Below are 12,503 nucleotides of genomic sequence, written 5' to 3'. Positions count from 1 at the left end.
CCCTTTAGTGGGAGATTGGAAGTAAATTCTCGCTCCCCGCGGTGGGTTTGATCGCCGTTAATTCACATCCTAATCACATTAACTTAGACATACATAAGCAATGGCCAAGAAAGTCGTCGCTCTGATTAAACTGGCCCTGCCCGCTGGCAAGGCTAACCCTGCTCCCCCCGTTGGTCCCGCTTTGGGTCAGCATGGGGTTAATATCATGGCATTTTGCAAAGAGTACAATGCCAAGACCGCCGATAAGCCTGGGATGATTATTCCTGTGGAAATTTCGGTGTTTGAAGACCGTAGTTTCACCTTTATCCTCAAAACTCCTCCTGCTTCGGTGCTCATCCGTAAAGCCGCTGGGGTGGAAAAGGGATCTAGTGAACCGAATAAAAACAAAGTGGCTTCCATTACCCGGGAGCAACTGCGGGAAATTGCCCAAACAAAATTGCCTGACCTTAATGCCAACGACATTGATGCGGCCATGAATATTATTGAAGGCACAGCCCGCAATATGGGTATTACTGTCAACAGCTAAGTTTGAGGGCCTAGACCCAATAAGTTTTCCATTTATTTCGGGGAGAAGTTCCCTACTTCGCCAGTACCCAAGGAGTTACCAAATCCATGACTAAAAAGCTTTCAAAACGCATGCAGGCGGCGATCGCCAAGGTAGATGACAGCAAACTCTATAGCCCGTTAGAGGCCATGGAGTTGCTCAAGGAAACCGCCACTGCCAAATTTGATGAGACGGCCGAAGCCCACATCCGTCTGGGCATTGATCCCAAATACAGTGACCAACAAATTCGGACCACTGTTTCTTTACCCAAAGGAACAGGGCAAACAGTACGGGTAGCCGTGCTAGCCCGGGGGGAAAAGGTCAAGGAGGCCACCGATGCTGGGGCTGACATTGCCGGTTCTGAGGAATTGATTGAAGAAATTCAAAAGGGCATGATGGACTTTGACGTGCTCATTGCCACCCCTGATATGATGCCCAAAATTGCCCGGTTGGGTAAACAATTGGGGCCCCGGGGTCTCATGCCTTCTCCCAAGGGGGGAACGGTAACCGCAGACCTGGCCGCGGCGGTAAATGAATTTAAAGCCGGAAAATTAGAATTCCGGGCTGATCGTACGGGCATCGTTCATGTTATGTTTGGAAAGGCCTCTTTTTCCGCCGATGATTTATTGGCGAATTTAAAAGCGCTGCAAGAGACCATTGACCGCAATCGTCCTTCGGGGGCAAAGGGTCGTTTCTGGCGCACCGTATTTGTGTCCAGTTCCATGGGTCCTTCCATCCCTGTAGACATCAATGCTTTACGCGATCTGAAGTTTGAGGATAACTAAGCGACGACAATTTCCGAGTCATTTCTAGCCACTATTTATTTAACTGGCTATGCCAAAGACCGCAGGAGCAATTAGGGTTGCTTAATTAACCTGCCGAGGTTGAAGCCTGAATCAAGATTTGAGTTTGTTGGGGATTTGCTTCCTTGACAGCTTTTGATCCTCTGCTTCAGCCCCGGCGATCGCCAAGGGGCATTTTTATTGTGTGTTTAATGCTTGCTATCCCAACCCCAAGGAGGTGAAACCCGAATGGGAAGAACGAGAGAAAATAAAGCGACGGTAATCAGTGATGTTCAGGAGTTATTCCAGGACGCTCAAATGACGGTGATCATTGATTATCAAGGGTTAACCGTTGCCGAAATTACCGATTTAAGAAACCGGCTCCGCCCCCTGGGTGGAACCTGTAAGATTGCCAAAAATACCCTTGTCCGTAGGGCACTGGCAGGACAAGAAGCCTGGTCTCCCATGGAAGAATTTCTGACGGGAACCACCGCTATTCTTGTCTTGAAAGAAGACCTGGGCGGCGCAATTAAGGCTTACAAAAAATTCCAGAAAGATACCAAAAAAACCGAACTACGGGGTGGGGTATTAGAAGGAAAAAGCCTAACCCAAGCTGACGTGGAGGCGATCGGTGATTTGCCTTCCAAAGAGCAACTTATGGGTCAAATTGCCGGCGGCATCAATGCCCTGGCTACCAAGATTGCCCTGGGCATCAAAGAAGTTCCAGCTTCCGTGGCCCGTGGTCTCCAAGCCCATGTGGACAAAGAATAGGGTTGTTTTCACCCTGTTCACCCCAAAGTCATTTGTTTTTGGTTTGTCTAATCAGATTTAACCTACTTACCTATAGGAGTCATTTCTATGTCCGCTGCAACCGATCAAATTTTAGAACAGTTAAAAAGTCTTTCCTTGTTGGAAGCTTCCGAGTTAGTTAAACAAATCGAAGAAGCTTTTGGTGTTAGCGCCGCTGCCCCCGTTGGTGGCATGGTTATGGCCGCCGCTGCCGCTGCCCCCGCCGAAGCCGCTGAGGAAAAAACTGAATTCGACGTTATCCTCGAAGAAGTTCCTGCCGACAAGAAAATTGCTGTGCTGAAAGTTGTCCGCACCATCACCGGTTTGGGTCTGAAAGAAGCCAAAGAATTGGTGGAATCCACCCCCAAAGCCATCAAAGAAGCTACCGGTAAAGATGATGCTGAAGCCATCAAAAAACAAATCGAAGAAGCTGGTGGTAAAGCCGCTGTTAAATAATCGTTTGGCATATTTGCTATTTGCCTAATTATTTAGCCGGTCATTTACTTTCTGTTCACTTTTTTTGGAAGCTAAATTATTAGACTCCAATTCCCAATAATTTCTTTTTCGGGCTAGGATATTTCCTTGGCCCGTTTATTTTTATCTATGCCTCGTTCCAAAAAATACTTAAAATAAGAGACTGGTCAGTCAGCATTGGTTATTTTATGGGAAACACGTTTGGCAGTTTATTTCGCATTACCACCTTCGGTGAGTCCCATGGGGGCGGCGTGGGGGTAATTATTGATGGTTGCCCTCCCCGATTGGAAATTTCCCCAGAGGAAATCCAAGTAGACCTAGACCGGCGGCGGCCAGGACAGAGCAAAATTACCACCCCTCGTAAGGAAGCAGATCAATGCGAAATTCTCTCTGGCGTGTTCGAGGGTAAAACTCTGGGTACACCGATCGCCATTTTGGTGCGAAATAAGGATGCCCGTTCCCAGGATTACAATGAGATGGCGGTGAAATATCGTCCTTCCCACGCCGATGCCACCTATGAAGCGAAATATGGCATTCGCAATTGGCAAGGAGGAGGTCGCTCTTCTGCTAGGGAAACCATTGGCCGGGTGGCCGCAGGGGCGATCGCCAAAAAGATTCTGGCCCAGTTTAACGGGGTGGAAATTGTGGCCTATGTGAAAAGTATCCAAGACATTGAGGCGACGGTGGACAGCAATACGGTGACCTTGGAGCAAGTGGAAAGCAATATTGTTCGTTGTCCCGATGAAGAATGTGCCGAAAAAATGATTGAACGCATTGACCAGGTGCTACGACAAAAAGACTCCATTGGCGGGGTGGTGGAATGTGCGATCCGTAACGCTCCCAAGGGGTTGGGGGAACCAGTGTTTGATAAGTTGGAAGCGGATTTGGCCAAGGCAATGATGTCCCTCCCCGCTACCAAGGGGTTTGAGTTTGGCTCTGGTTTTGCCGGTACTTTACTGACTGGTAGTCAACATAATGATGAGTACTACCTGGATGAAGCGGGGGAATGGCGTACTCGCACCAACCGTTCTGGGGGGGTTCAGGGAGGCATCAGCAACGGCGAACCCATTATTATGCGCATAGCATTTAAACCTACTGCCACCATTGGTCAAGAGCAAAAAACCGTTAGTAACATTGGGGAGGAAACCACCTTAGCCGCTAAAGGTCGCCATGATCCCTGCGTTTTGCCCCGGGCTGTGCCCATGGTGGAAGCGATGGCTGCATTAGTACTTTGTGACCATTTGTTGCGATTCCAAGCCCAGTGTAAAACTTTATAAAACCCTAGGTTAGGAAAGTATTTTGGAACAGCTAAAACTGTTTGATGCTCCCTCAAGCTATCGAGTCAAGCGGGAGCCAAAATTGCTGCTCGATCGCCAGGGTTTGGAAGATTGGCAGGAAAAAATTCACCAATATCAACAGAGTCAACGGAAAACTGGCCAACCCCAGCAAATTTCGCTGTTTGATGCCCCGGTCACCAGTTGGCACCATGCCGACGAAATTGACCCATTTACTTTGCCCCAACAGTCTTCCCTGTTTTGGCGACAGGGCAAGGATTCAGCCAATATAACCGGGGAAAATCAAGGTTGTTTATATTTCATCCTCGATCGCCGTTGGCCATTATTGCTTTACGTGGGGGAAACCAAATTGACAGCAGACCAACGTTGGCAGGGCACCCACGATTGTAAGGACTATATTTTGAGCTATATCGAACTACACCGCCGCTATGAATTAGAAGTGGAAGTGGTGGCGTCTTTTTGGCCCCATGTGCCCCCGGAAAAGAAAACCCTCCTTGCCTGGGAAAAGGAGTTAATTCTCAAATGGCGATCGCCTTTTAACAAAGAATGTTGGCGCTGGTGGGGTCAGCCCTTCGGTAAATTGAGTTAAACCTCGGCACAAGTAGCCTTAAACCCTTAGTGTAAGGGAAAATGAAGACTGGATAGTTTCTCTAGGCCAAGTAACAGAGCCGCTAAACTACCTGCTACCCTAATTTTTCCGGAAAAAATCTGCTCCCGTACCACGGCGATCGGCATTAACACCATCTCAATTTCTTCCGTTATATCCCAAGCTTTTTTTCCCGTGGGAGTCACATCTGGGGCAAGGAAAAGATGGAGACGGGATTGATCTTTGACGGGATTATCATAAATACAACCTAAGTTGAGCAAATTGGTAATCTGGTAACCAGTTTCTTCTTCTAATTCCCGGCGAATAGCAGCAGTGGGGCTTTCCTGGTCGGGGAAAAAAGTACCGGCAGGTAATTCTAATAAAATTTCCTGCACTCCATGGCGATACTGCCGCACAAAAATAATTTCCTGTTGGGGGGTTAGGGCCAAAACCATCACAATTTCTGGCCGCATATTGACGAAGTAGTCATCGATCAAAGTCCCATTGGGCAATTGCACCGTATCCCGACGAACCCGGCACCAAGGATTGTTTAGCACCATCTGGCTTTGGCATAGATGCCATTTCTGCAAATTACTGGGAGGAAGATGCCACATGGCTCTGGATTATTTCACCGACAAAGATCTAATTAATTTTAAGCTCGAACAACATGGTGAGCCAAAAATAGGGCAGAAAAACTGTTCTTTTACGATTGCAGTAACGACAGCGCATTTGATGGCATAGCAATAACAAGAGAGTTATTTTTACAGGTGAAGGATGTCCGTTAGAAAAGGCAAAGTTGGTTCTGTTACAGGTACATTTCATTAAGCAAACAAAATTTTTAGTAAAAACTTTTGTTTTAATCTACACTATTGTTTAGTGCTGTAGTCAATAAAATTAAAATTTAGATAGTAGAGCTGATTTATTTTTTACTTAGACAATACAGTCCAGGAAACAATCAATTTCCCTAACTGTCATCGGTTCAGACCAGAAATAACCTTGCCCCAAGCCACAGCCCATTTTTTTAAGTAAATTTAACTGATCGTTTGTTTCAACACCTTCTGCTACAGTTTGAATATCCAGTAAATCCCCAAGGGTAATAATAGTTTTAACAATGGATTGGGACGGAGAATCTTCTGTTATTTGATTAATAAAGGAACGATCAATTTTTAAGTAATTTACTGGTAATCGATATAAGTAACTGAGAGAAGAATAACCAGTCCCAAAGTCATCAATGCTAATTTTGATTCCGTGAGATTTTATTTTTTTAAGGCATTCTGCTACTATTTCTAAGTGTTGAATTAAAACTCCTTCTGTTATTTCTAGCACCAAGGCATCACCATCAAGCTTTGTTGTTTGTAATATGTTTTCAATTTCTTCTACAAAAAGGGGACGACAAATTTGATTAGGGGAAAGATTAATACTGACATAGATTTTATCATCATTAGTAATTTCTCTCCATTGGGCAATTTGTTGGCAAGCTTGCTGCATAATCCATTGTCCAAGGATGATAATTAGTCCAGTTTCTTCGGCGATCGCAATTAATTGCTCTGGATTAATATAACCTTTTTCAGGATGTTGCCAACGTATAAGAGCTTCAAACCCTTGTAGTCTATCATTAACTAAAGAAATTATAGGCTGATAATATAACTCTAGTGTTTCTTGTTCTAAGGCTTTGCGAAAATCATGCTCCAAACTTAAGCGTTCTAAAATTGTTTGGTGCATGGAAGGATCAAAAACAGCGTACTGGTTGCGCCCATTATTTTTAGCTTGATACATAGCAATATCTGCATCCCTTATCAGCCTTTCAGGTTCATAGTAATGAATACTACCAATGACAATGCCAATACTAGCTTTAACAAATAGTTCTTTGGCTTGAATTTGCACGGGCAAACGTAAGTGGATAAGAATCCGTTCTGCAACATCGATCGCCTGTTTAATTTCCGTAATACTTTCTAAAAAAATCACAAACTCATCTCCCCCTAAACGGACAGCTAAATCTGTTTCCCTTAAGTTAATTTGTAGTTTTTCTGCGATCTTAATTAAGAGAGCATCTCCAACGGAATGGCCCCAACTATCATTAATTAATTTGAAATGATCTAAATCAATGAAAAGAAGAGCAAATCGAGATTTTGGATTGTTTTTGATTTGGTGGCCAGCAAATTCCAACCTTTGGAGTAACAAGGCTCGGTTAGCCAAACCTGTTAAAGTATCATGAAGAGCTTGGTAGGAAAGTTGATTTTGGCTAGCTTTTCTTAATTTAATTTCTTTTTGTAAACGATAATTCCAAATAATAACAATAGCAACGGTGACGATAATAAAAATTATAATCAGCCGATGGATAATGGCGCGGAGATTTTGTATGGTCAATAACGGGTTATTAAATAACCATCGTTTTTGAGATTCATAATAAATGGAATCAGTATCCGCTTTTAGTAAATTTACTTGTTCATCAATATTACGTAAAATAGCTGGATTAGTTTGGCGAGAAGCAGCAAAAAATAATTGGGAAGTGTCAACAACCATATTGGTCGGACGTACCCTATGTTGATGGCTGAAACGGTTACCAAAAAAGTAATTAACCGCTCCAGCATCGGCTTCCCCTGCATCTATTTTTTTAAACAGCTCCGAAAATGAGTCAACTTGAATTATTTCTGCTTTTATTTTTAGTTCAGCCAAACGCTTAATCAAATTCTTTTCTTGAACACTATTTTTTAAAACTACTATTCTTTTTCCTTCTAGATCAATAATAGAATTGATATTGGCATTGTTCGCAGCATAAATAATTGACCAACTGTTTAGAACTACTTCTTGATTAAATTGAAACTTTTTTGCTCTTTCAGGATTGACTGCTACGTCGGGCATTAGATCTATTTTCCCTGCCTCTAGCTTTTGCAAACAGGCTTGCCATTCACAAAGGTGGTATTCAATTTGCCAATTCTCCGCAGCGGCGATCGCCTCGATTACGTCAATCCAAAAGCCCACTGGCCTATTTTGATCATTGAGAAAAATCTTTGGTTGATTTTCATAAACTCCGATCCGCACCACCTGGGTTCCAGTTACCGGCGCCGAACCCCAGAGCAACTGGATGATAATGCTTAAACGGAAAAGCCAACGGTGAATACCATTCATTAACGGGGAACTGCTCTTGTCTTTGGCAAATGCAGTGGAATTGGGAAAAATTTAGCCAAAGGGAAAAAGTTCTGCTCTGATTGCTTGAGGCGGAACTATTCTAACAACTCTCACAACGGGAATTGCAAAACCTAGTCGCTCTAATAGGGATTTTAGCCAATTTTTTATTTTGACTGGGCCCGGGAATAATCTCGTTTCCCTAGGCTTTACTTCTGATAAATTAGGTAAACAAAAGTTCTATTTGCCTCCCCCATGACCGGAGCCAAAACCAGGGACTTGTAGTGGCAATGTTACTTTTTCAGTTAGGGCAGCTAAATTTTTTGAGGGGATCCTAAGCCTGAATTTTGTCTCTCCTAGGCCTAAACTGCCGACGATTTGATCAAACGAAAGAGAGCTTAGCAAGTGAAAAAAAGGGAGGCCGAAACCTCCCTGGGATTTTATGAGAAAAGTGTTAGTCGGTCACTAAACCTTAGTAGTCGAAGTCACCACCGGGGGCACCAGCGGGGGCTTTTTCTTTTTCAGGTTTGTCCACAACAATGCATTCGGTGGTCAATACCATGCCAGCGATGGAAGCGGCATTTTGCAGAGCGGAACGGGTCACTTTGGCAGGGTCAACAATGCCAGCGGCCAGCATATCTACATATTCCAGGCTAGCGGCATTGTAACCAACGTTGAACTCCTTCTCTTTGACTCGCTCGGAGATAACCGCACCGTTTTGACCGGCGTTTTCGGCAATCCGTTTGAGGGGAGCAGGCAGAGCCCGGGCTACAATCAGGGCACCGGTTAACTCTTCATCTTTGAGGTTGCCAGTGGCCCAGTCTTCCAATTGGGGAGCCAAGTGGGCCAGGGTGGTACCACCACCGGGAACAATACCTTCTTCCACAGCGGCTTTGGTGGCATTGATGGCATCTTCCAGGCGGAGTTTACGGTCTTTCATTTCGGTTTCGGTAGCAGCACCGACTTTGATTACCGCTACACCACCGGCCAATTTAGCCAAGCGCTCTTGGAGTTTTTCTTTGTCGTAGCTAGAATCGGTTTCTTCGATCTGGCGACGGATTTGCTCACAGCGGGACTTAACGGCGGCTTCGTTGCCTTCGGCCACAATGGTGGTGTTGTCTTTGGTGATGTTGATGCGACGGGCAGAACCGAGGCTATCCACAGTGGCGCTTTCCAGTTTCAGACCAGCATCTTCGCTGATTACTTGACCGCCGGTGAGGGTGGCAATGTCTTCTAACATTTGTTTACGGCGATCGCCAAAGCCGGGGGCTTTCACAGCGGCCACATTCAACACACCCCGGAGACGGTTAACTACGAGGGTAGCCAAAGCTTCTTTTTCAATATCTTCGGCAATGATCAACAGGGGCTTACCTTGACGGGCCACTTGTTCAAGGATGGGCACCAGGTCTTGCACCAAGTTGATTTTTTTGTCAGTGATCAAAATGCGGGGATCTTCCAGGACAGCTTCCATCCGTTCCGCATCGGTGACGAAGTAAGGGGAGATATAACCCTTATCGAAGCGCATCCCTTCGGTGATTTCCAACTCGGTGGTCATGGATTTGCCTTCTTCGAGGGAAATAACCCCTTCTTGGCCGACTTTATCCATGGCATTGGCAATCATTTGGCCAACTTCTTCGTCGTTACCGGCGGAAATGGCTCCCACCTGGGCGATCGCCTTGGAATCTCCCACGGGTTGGGCATGCTCTTTAATCCGAGCAACGAGGAAATCAGTGGCCTTATCAATACCCCGCTTGAGGGAAATGGGGTTGGCACCAGCGGCCACGTTGCGTAAACCTTCTTTAACAATGGCGTGGGCCAAAACCGTAGCGGTGGTGGTACCATCCCCAGCCACATCATTGGTTTTAGAAGCCGCTTGGCGAATTAAGGAAACCCCAGTATTTTCTACATGGTCTTCCAGTTCAATCTCTTTGGCAATCGTGATCCCGTCGTTAATAATTTGGGGAGAGCCAAATTTCTTCTCGAGCACCACGTTACGACCTTTAGGGCCGAGGGTAACGGCAACGGCTTCCGCCAGAATGTCCATGCCCCGCTCTAGGGCACGGCGAGCTTCGTCATTGTAAATGATGGATTTAGCCATAAAAGTAAAACCTCGTGGGCAAATTAATGCAATAGATGAATGGGTAAAAATCCTGCAAGTTTTAACACAGGTCAGGATCGGTAAAAATTAATCGACCTAGGCAACGGAGGCCAAAATATCTTTTTCAGTTAACAGAACATAGTCGTCGCCACCAAGTTTGATATCGGTGCCGGCATACTTGGAATAGAGAACCTTATCGCCCACTTTGACTTCCACAGGGGAGTAGGTACCGTCGTCGTTGCGTTTGCCGGGGCCCACTTGGACAACTTCACCAATTTGGGGTTTTTCTTTGGCGTTATCAGGCAACAAAATCCCCCCAGCGGTTTTTTCTTCAGCGGGGCTTACTTTCACAAACACCCGATCGCCAAGGGGTTTCACAGTAGAAACATTAATGGAAATAGCGGCCATAGAAGTCATCCTCCAGATGATAGTCTTGCAAGGTCAGTAGTAATTTGGGAGAGGGTTTAGCACTCCCACCTCACGAGTGCTAATTTAGCTAAATTGCTTGACCCAGTGCAACACCCCGGTGAGTGTGGTTTCCCGAACTCAGGGCAAAAATCGGGAGCCGACTAGATCCTTCACTGCAAAGTTGCCCGGAGGCGATCGCCGCTTCTGTGCAGGACTACTCCTTTATTGACCGAACACTTTGTAATGCATATTATGTATGTATGCAGTTTGAGTATGATCCGCAAAAGGCCAAAAGTAATCGGCAAAAGCATGGCATTTCCTTTGCAGAAGCTGAAATGGTCTTTTTTGATCCTCTCACCATTCACGAGCTTGATCCTGATTCCACTACAGAAGAACGTTTTATCGCATTAGGGATGGGAAACACGGGCTCTATCTTGGTTGTTGTTTATACGTTGCGAGGAGAAATTATTCGCTTAATTTCAGCCCGACGTGCCACGAAACAGGAGACAAAAATCTATGAGACGGGAATATGATTTTTCCAAAGGAAAACGAGGCGCCATCATTCCATCCAAGGGAAAAACCCGCATTACGATTTATCTCGATGATGATGTTTTGGACCATTTTCGAACAGAGGCTGAGGCAAGGGGCATGGGCTATCAAACCTTGATTAATCAGGTGCTAAGACAATGTATCCAATCTCCCGCCGAACAATCAATAACTGAAACTGATTTACGACGTATTCTGCGAGAAGAATTGTCAGAAATGAGATGATGGGGACAAGATCATCCTATCTGGCCCTCCCATGGTTTTGGGAAAGGATGGTCCATAAGGGTTTCGGAGTTAACCATCCCCTGATCAAAAAATATTTTACTTAGGACTTTGGAAGCTCCTCGGGGAAACGGACAATGTCGTCATCCCCCAAATATTCACCGTTTTGCACCTCAATCATCACCAAGTCAATTACCCCAGGATTTTCTACCCGATGGGGAGTGTTCATCGGCACATAGGTAGATTCTTTCTGATTTAACAATTTTTCCTCACCGTTACAGATCACCTTGGCCGTACCCGACACCACTACCCAATGTTCACTGCGGTGGTAATGCATTTGGGTGCTCATATGTTGTCCCGGTTTGACCACAATGCGATTAATCCGATAACGGGGGCCTTCTTCCAACATGGTGACCATGCCCCAGGGAGGAGTGCGGGTGGTTTCAGGATGGGGAGTGGGGGCCGGACTAGAAGCTTCAGGGGAATCATGCATGGCGGATAACGTTAAGCCAAACGTTGAAAAAGACCAAGGACTTGCCCCAATTTTAAACTGCTGGGGAATTTGCCGGGAATTAAGCAATTAAGAAAAAAGCCCTGATCGCCAACGTCAGAGCTTTTAAGCATTCAAATATTTGGCATAGCTGTCGAAATCACAATTAGCAACAGTGCCTAAATCTTGACCCAGCAACTATTGAGCTAAACGGCTGGTTTCATAGCCCCAAGTGGGAAAATTATCGGAGGAAACGGAGGAGGAAGTTTCATTGCTTTCCTGACTACGACCTGCCAAAGAACTGACTTTGACGCAGTTGGGGGTAAACAGAAAAATACTCTCACCAATGCGTTCTTGGTGGCCATCCATGGCGAAAGTACCACCGGCCACAAAATCCACGGCTCGCTGGGCTTCTTCGGGGTCCATCACATTCAGGTTTAACACCACCGACTTCCGTTCCCGTAGGGTTTGAATCACCTGGGGCATTTCATCGAAGGAATGGGGTTCGACGACGACCACCTCTGCCACACTGTTGTTGATGCCGGGCATACCAATCACGTTATTTCTTACTCCTGTACCAATAGAGGTTTCATTATTTAAGCTTAAGGGTTCGCGGCTAATGCGAGGGGGAGGGGCAACTTCTTCGGCCGGCGGCTGGGAGGCCACTGACTGGGGAAACTCCATTTCTTCGTCGTAATCCTCTTCGTACTCATCGTGTTCACTGATGCCGACGAAGTCTTTTAACTTGGTCAAAATCATAGTTTACCGTCCGTATTTCCTGGGTAAAGTGAAAGGGGTCAATGGGATGAACTAGTGTTGCTACCAAAGCCGGGGTGATTGCGAACCCAGACCACGGTAAACGGCATCAACTGCAAATATTCTTGCTAGATTGGCAGGTTCATCGGTTCAGGGAGGAAAGGAGCGGCAACTCAGTGGCGAGGAGCTACTAAGGTCAGGCCCTTTCTTTTTCGGTCAATAATGACCGAGTTTCATTTTCCTATCCCTGTCGTGACAATTTACCAAAATGTTCCTAACTTTTGTAGGCTTTCGCCGACATTTTACCGATAATTTCTCACTGTTTCCCAAGCACAGGCCGGAGCCGTAACCAGGGCCAGAAATTAGGGTAACTAACAAAGATACCTC

General features: G+C 45.7%; 15 protein-coding genes and 1 other annotated feature. Of the genes, 9 read left to right on the top strand and 6 right to left on the bottom strand.

The window, feature by feature from the left end; genetic code table 11:
* Positions 1 to 100 precede the first annotated feature (100 nt).
* The 6 genes from rplK (at position 101) to H6G46_RS18495 (ending at position 4,473) form a co-directional block, all read left to right on the top strand.
* A complete protein-coding gene (gene rplK, locus H6G46_RS13740; RefSeq protein WP_010872049.1) occupies positions 101 to 526 on the top strand; it encodes a 50S ribosomal protein L11 in 426 nt (141 codons plus the stop codon).
* Positions 527 to 612: 86 nt separating this feature from the next.
* Positions 613 to 1,329, top strand: coding sequence for a 50S ribosomal protein L1 (rplA, locus tag H6G46_RS13735; RefSeq protein ID WP_010872048.1), 717 nt, complete (start codon positions 613 to 615; stop codon positions 1,327 to 1,329).
* 34 nt (positions 1,330 to 1,363) lie between these two features.
* Positions 1,364 to 1,535, top strand: a sequence feature (ribosomal protein L10 leader region).
* Positions 1,536 to 1,575: 40 nt separating this feature from the next.
* A complete protein-coding gene (rplJ, locus tag H6G46_RS13730) occupies positions 1,576 to 2,097 on the top strand; it encodes a 50S ribosomal protein L10 (protein ID WP_010872047.1) in 522 nt (173 codons plus the stop codon).
* An 87-nt stretch (positions 2,098 to 2,184) separates the two neighbouring features.
* Positions 2,185 to 2,571 carry a 50S ribosomal protein L7/L12 gene (gene rplL, locus H6G46_RS13725; protein ID WP_010872046.1) on the top strand — a complete coding sequence of 129 codons (387 nt, stop codon included), beginning with the start codon at positions 2,185 to 2,187 and terminating at the stop codon, positions 2,569 to 2,571.
* 206 nt (positions 2,572 to 2,777) lie between these two features.
* Positions 2,778 to 3,866 carry a chorismate synthase gene (gene aroC / locus H6G46_RS13720; RefSeq protein WP_010872045.1) on the top strand — a complete coding sequence of 363 codons (1,089 nt, stop codon included), beginning with the start codon at positions 2,778 to 2,780 and terminating at the stop codon, positions 3,864 to 3,866.
* Between the two features lie 22 nt (positions 3,867 to 3,888).
* Entirely contained in the window at positions 3,889 to 4,473 is a 585-nt protein-coding gene (locus H6G46_RS18495) for a hypothetical protein (protein WP_020861558.1), read from the top strand.
* Positions 4,474 to 4,499: 26 nt separating this feature from the next.
* Here the strand turns inward: H6G46_RS18495 and H6G46_RS13710 are convergent, their stop codons facing one another.
* The 4 genes from H6G46_RS13710 to groES all read right to left on the bottom strand — a co-directional run bounded on the left by H6G46_RS13710 (position 4,500) and on the right by groES (position 10,102).
* Positions 4,500 to 5,084, bottom strand: a complete 585-nt coding sequence (locus H6G46_RS13710; RefSeq protein WP_010872043.1) for an NUDIX hydrolase — start codon at positions 5,082 to 5,084, stop codon at positions 4,500 to 4,502.
* Positions 5,085 to 5,400: 316 nt separating this feature from the next.
* Positions 5,401 to 7,599: an EAL domain-containing protein gene (locus H6G46_RS13705; RefSeq protein WP_010872042.1), complete on the bottom strand. Its 2,199-nt coding sequence runs from the start codon at positions 7,597 to 7,599 to the stop codon at positions 5,401 to 5,403.
* Between the two features lie 469 nt (positions 7,600 to 8,068).
* Entirely contained in the window at positions 8,069 to 9,694 is a 1,626-nt protein-coding gene (gene groL / locus H6G46_RS13700) for a chaperonin GroEL (RefSeq protein WP_010872041.1), read from the bottom strand.
* Between the two features lie 96 nt (positions 9,695 to 9,790).
* Complete coding sequence (gene groES / locus H6G46_RS13695; RefSeq protein WP_020861555.1) at positions 9,791 to 10,102, bottom strand: co-chaperone GroES; 312 nt, start codon at positions 10,100 to 10,102, stop codon at positions 9,791 to 9,793.
* 97 nt (positions 10,103 to 10,199) lie between these two features.
* Between groES and H6G46_RS18675 the strand changes: the two genes are divergently transcribed.
* From H6G46_RS18675 to H6G46_RS13685, 3 genes are read left to right on the top strand one after another with little or no spacing between them, the layout of a single operon-like run.
* Positions 10,200 to 10,331, top strand: a complete 132-nt coding sequence (locus H6G46_RS18675; protein WP_277922303.1) for a hypothetical protein — start codon at positions 10,200 to 10,202, stop codon at positions 10,329 to 10,331.
* A gap of 31 nt (positions 10,332 to 10,362) precedes the next feature.
* Positions 10,363 to 10,635: a BrnT family toxin gene (locus tag H6G46_RS13690; RefSeq protein ID WP_194014337.1), complete on the top strand. Its 273-nt coding sequence runs from the start codon at positions 10,363 to 10,365 to the stop codon at positions 10,633 to 10,635.
* Positions 10,619 to 10,873: a BrnA antitoxin family protein gene (locus H6G46_RS13685; protein WP_020861553.1), complete on the top strand. Its 255-nt coding sequence runs from the start codon at positions 10,619 to 10,621 to the stop codon at positions 10,871 to 10,873. The genes H6G46_RS13690 and H6G46_RS13685 overlap by 17 nt, the downstream gene beginning before the upstream one ends.
* Before the next feature lie 100 nt (positions 10,874 to 10,973).
* On the opposite strand, the gene H6G46_RS13680 is transcribed toward H6G46_RS13685, so the two are convergent.
* Together H6G46_RS13680 and H6G46_RS13675 are read right to left on the bottom strand one after the other, a co-directional pair.
* Positions 10,974 to 11,363, bottom strand: coding sequence for a phosphomannose isomerase type II C-terminal cupin domain (locus tag H6G46_RS13680; RefSeq protein ID WP_010872038.1), 390 nt, complete (start codon positions 11,361 to 11,363; stop codon positions 10,974 to 10,976).
* Positions 11,364 to 11,558: 195 nt separating this feature from the next.
* Positions 11,559 to 12,119: a cell division protein SepF gene (locus tag H6G46_RS13675; RefSeq protein WP_010872037.1), complete on the bottom strand. Its 561-nt coding sequence runs from the start codon at positions 12,117 to 12,119 to the stop codon at positions 11,559 to 11,561.
* Positions 12,120 to 12,503 lie beyond the last annotated feature (384 nt).

The organism is Synechocystis sp. FACHB-908 (genome assembly GCF_014698595.1).
Taxonomy (GTDB): domain Bacteria; phylum Cyanobacteriota; class Cyanobacteriia; order Cyanobacteriales; family Microcystaceae; genus Synechocystis.
Note: the sequence above shows the minus strand (reverse complement) of the source record. Positions and strands in the feature narration are given on the sequence as shown.

Coding starts and splice junctions, on each gene's coding strand:
- rplK (WP_010872049.1), top strand. CDS start 101: ATGGCCAAGAAAGTCGTCGCTCTGATTAAACTGGCCCTGCCCGCTGGC.
- rplA (WP_010872048.1), top strand. CDS start 613: ATGACTAAAAAGCTTTCAAAACGCATGCAGGCGGCGATCGCCAAGGTA.
- rplJ (WP_010872047.1), top strand. CDS start 1,576: ATGGGAAGAACGAGAGAAAATAAAGCGACGGTAATCAGTGATGTTCAG.
- rplL (WP_010872046.1), top strand. CDS start 2,185: ATGTCCGCTGCAACCGATCAAATTTTAGAACAGTTAAAAAGTCTTTCC.
- aroC (WP_010872045.1), top strand. CDS start 2,778: ATGGGAAACACGTTTGGCAGTTTATTTCGCATTACCACCTTCGGTGAG.
- H6G46_RS13710 (WP_010872043.1), bottom strand. CDS start 5,084: ATGTGGCATCTTCCTCCCAGTAATTTGCAGAAATGGCATCTATGCCAA.
- H6G46_RS13705 (WP_010872042.1), bottom strand. CDS start 7,599: ATGAATGGTATTCACCGTTGGCTTTTCCGTTTAAGCATTATCATCCAG.
- groL (WP_010872041.1), bottom strand. CDS start 9,694: ATGGCTAAATCCATCATTTACAATGACGAAGCTCGCCGTGCCCTAGAG.
- groES (WP_020861555.1), bottom strand. CDS start 10,102: ATGGCCGCTATTTCCATTAATGTTTCTACTGTGAAACCCCTTGGCGAT.
- H6G46_RS13690 (WP_194014337.1), top strand. CDS start 10,363: ATGCAGTTTGAGTATGATCCGCAAAAGGCCAAAAGTAATCGGCAAAAG.
- H6G46_RS13685 (WP_020861553.1), top strand. CDS start 10,619: ATGAGACGGGAATATGATTTTTCCAAAGGAAAACGAGGCGCCATCATT.
- H6G46_RS13680 (WP_010872038.1), bottom strand. CDS start 11,363: ATGCATGATTCCCCTGAAGCTTCTAGTCCGGCCCCCACTCCCCATCCT.
- H6G46_RS13675 (WP_010872037.1), bottom strand. CDS start 12,119: ATGATTTTGACCAAGTTAAAAGACTTCGTCGGCATCAGTGAACACGAT.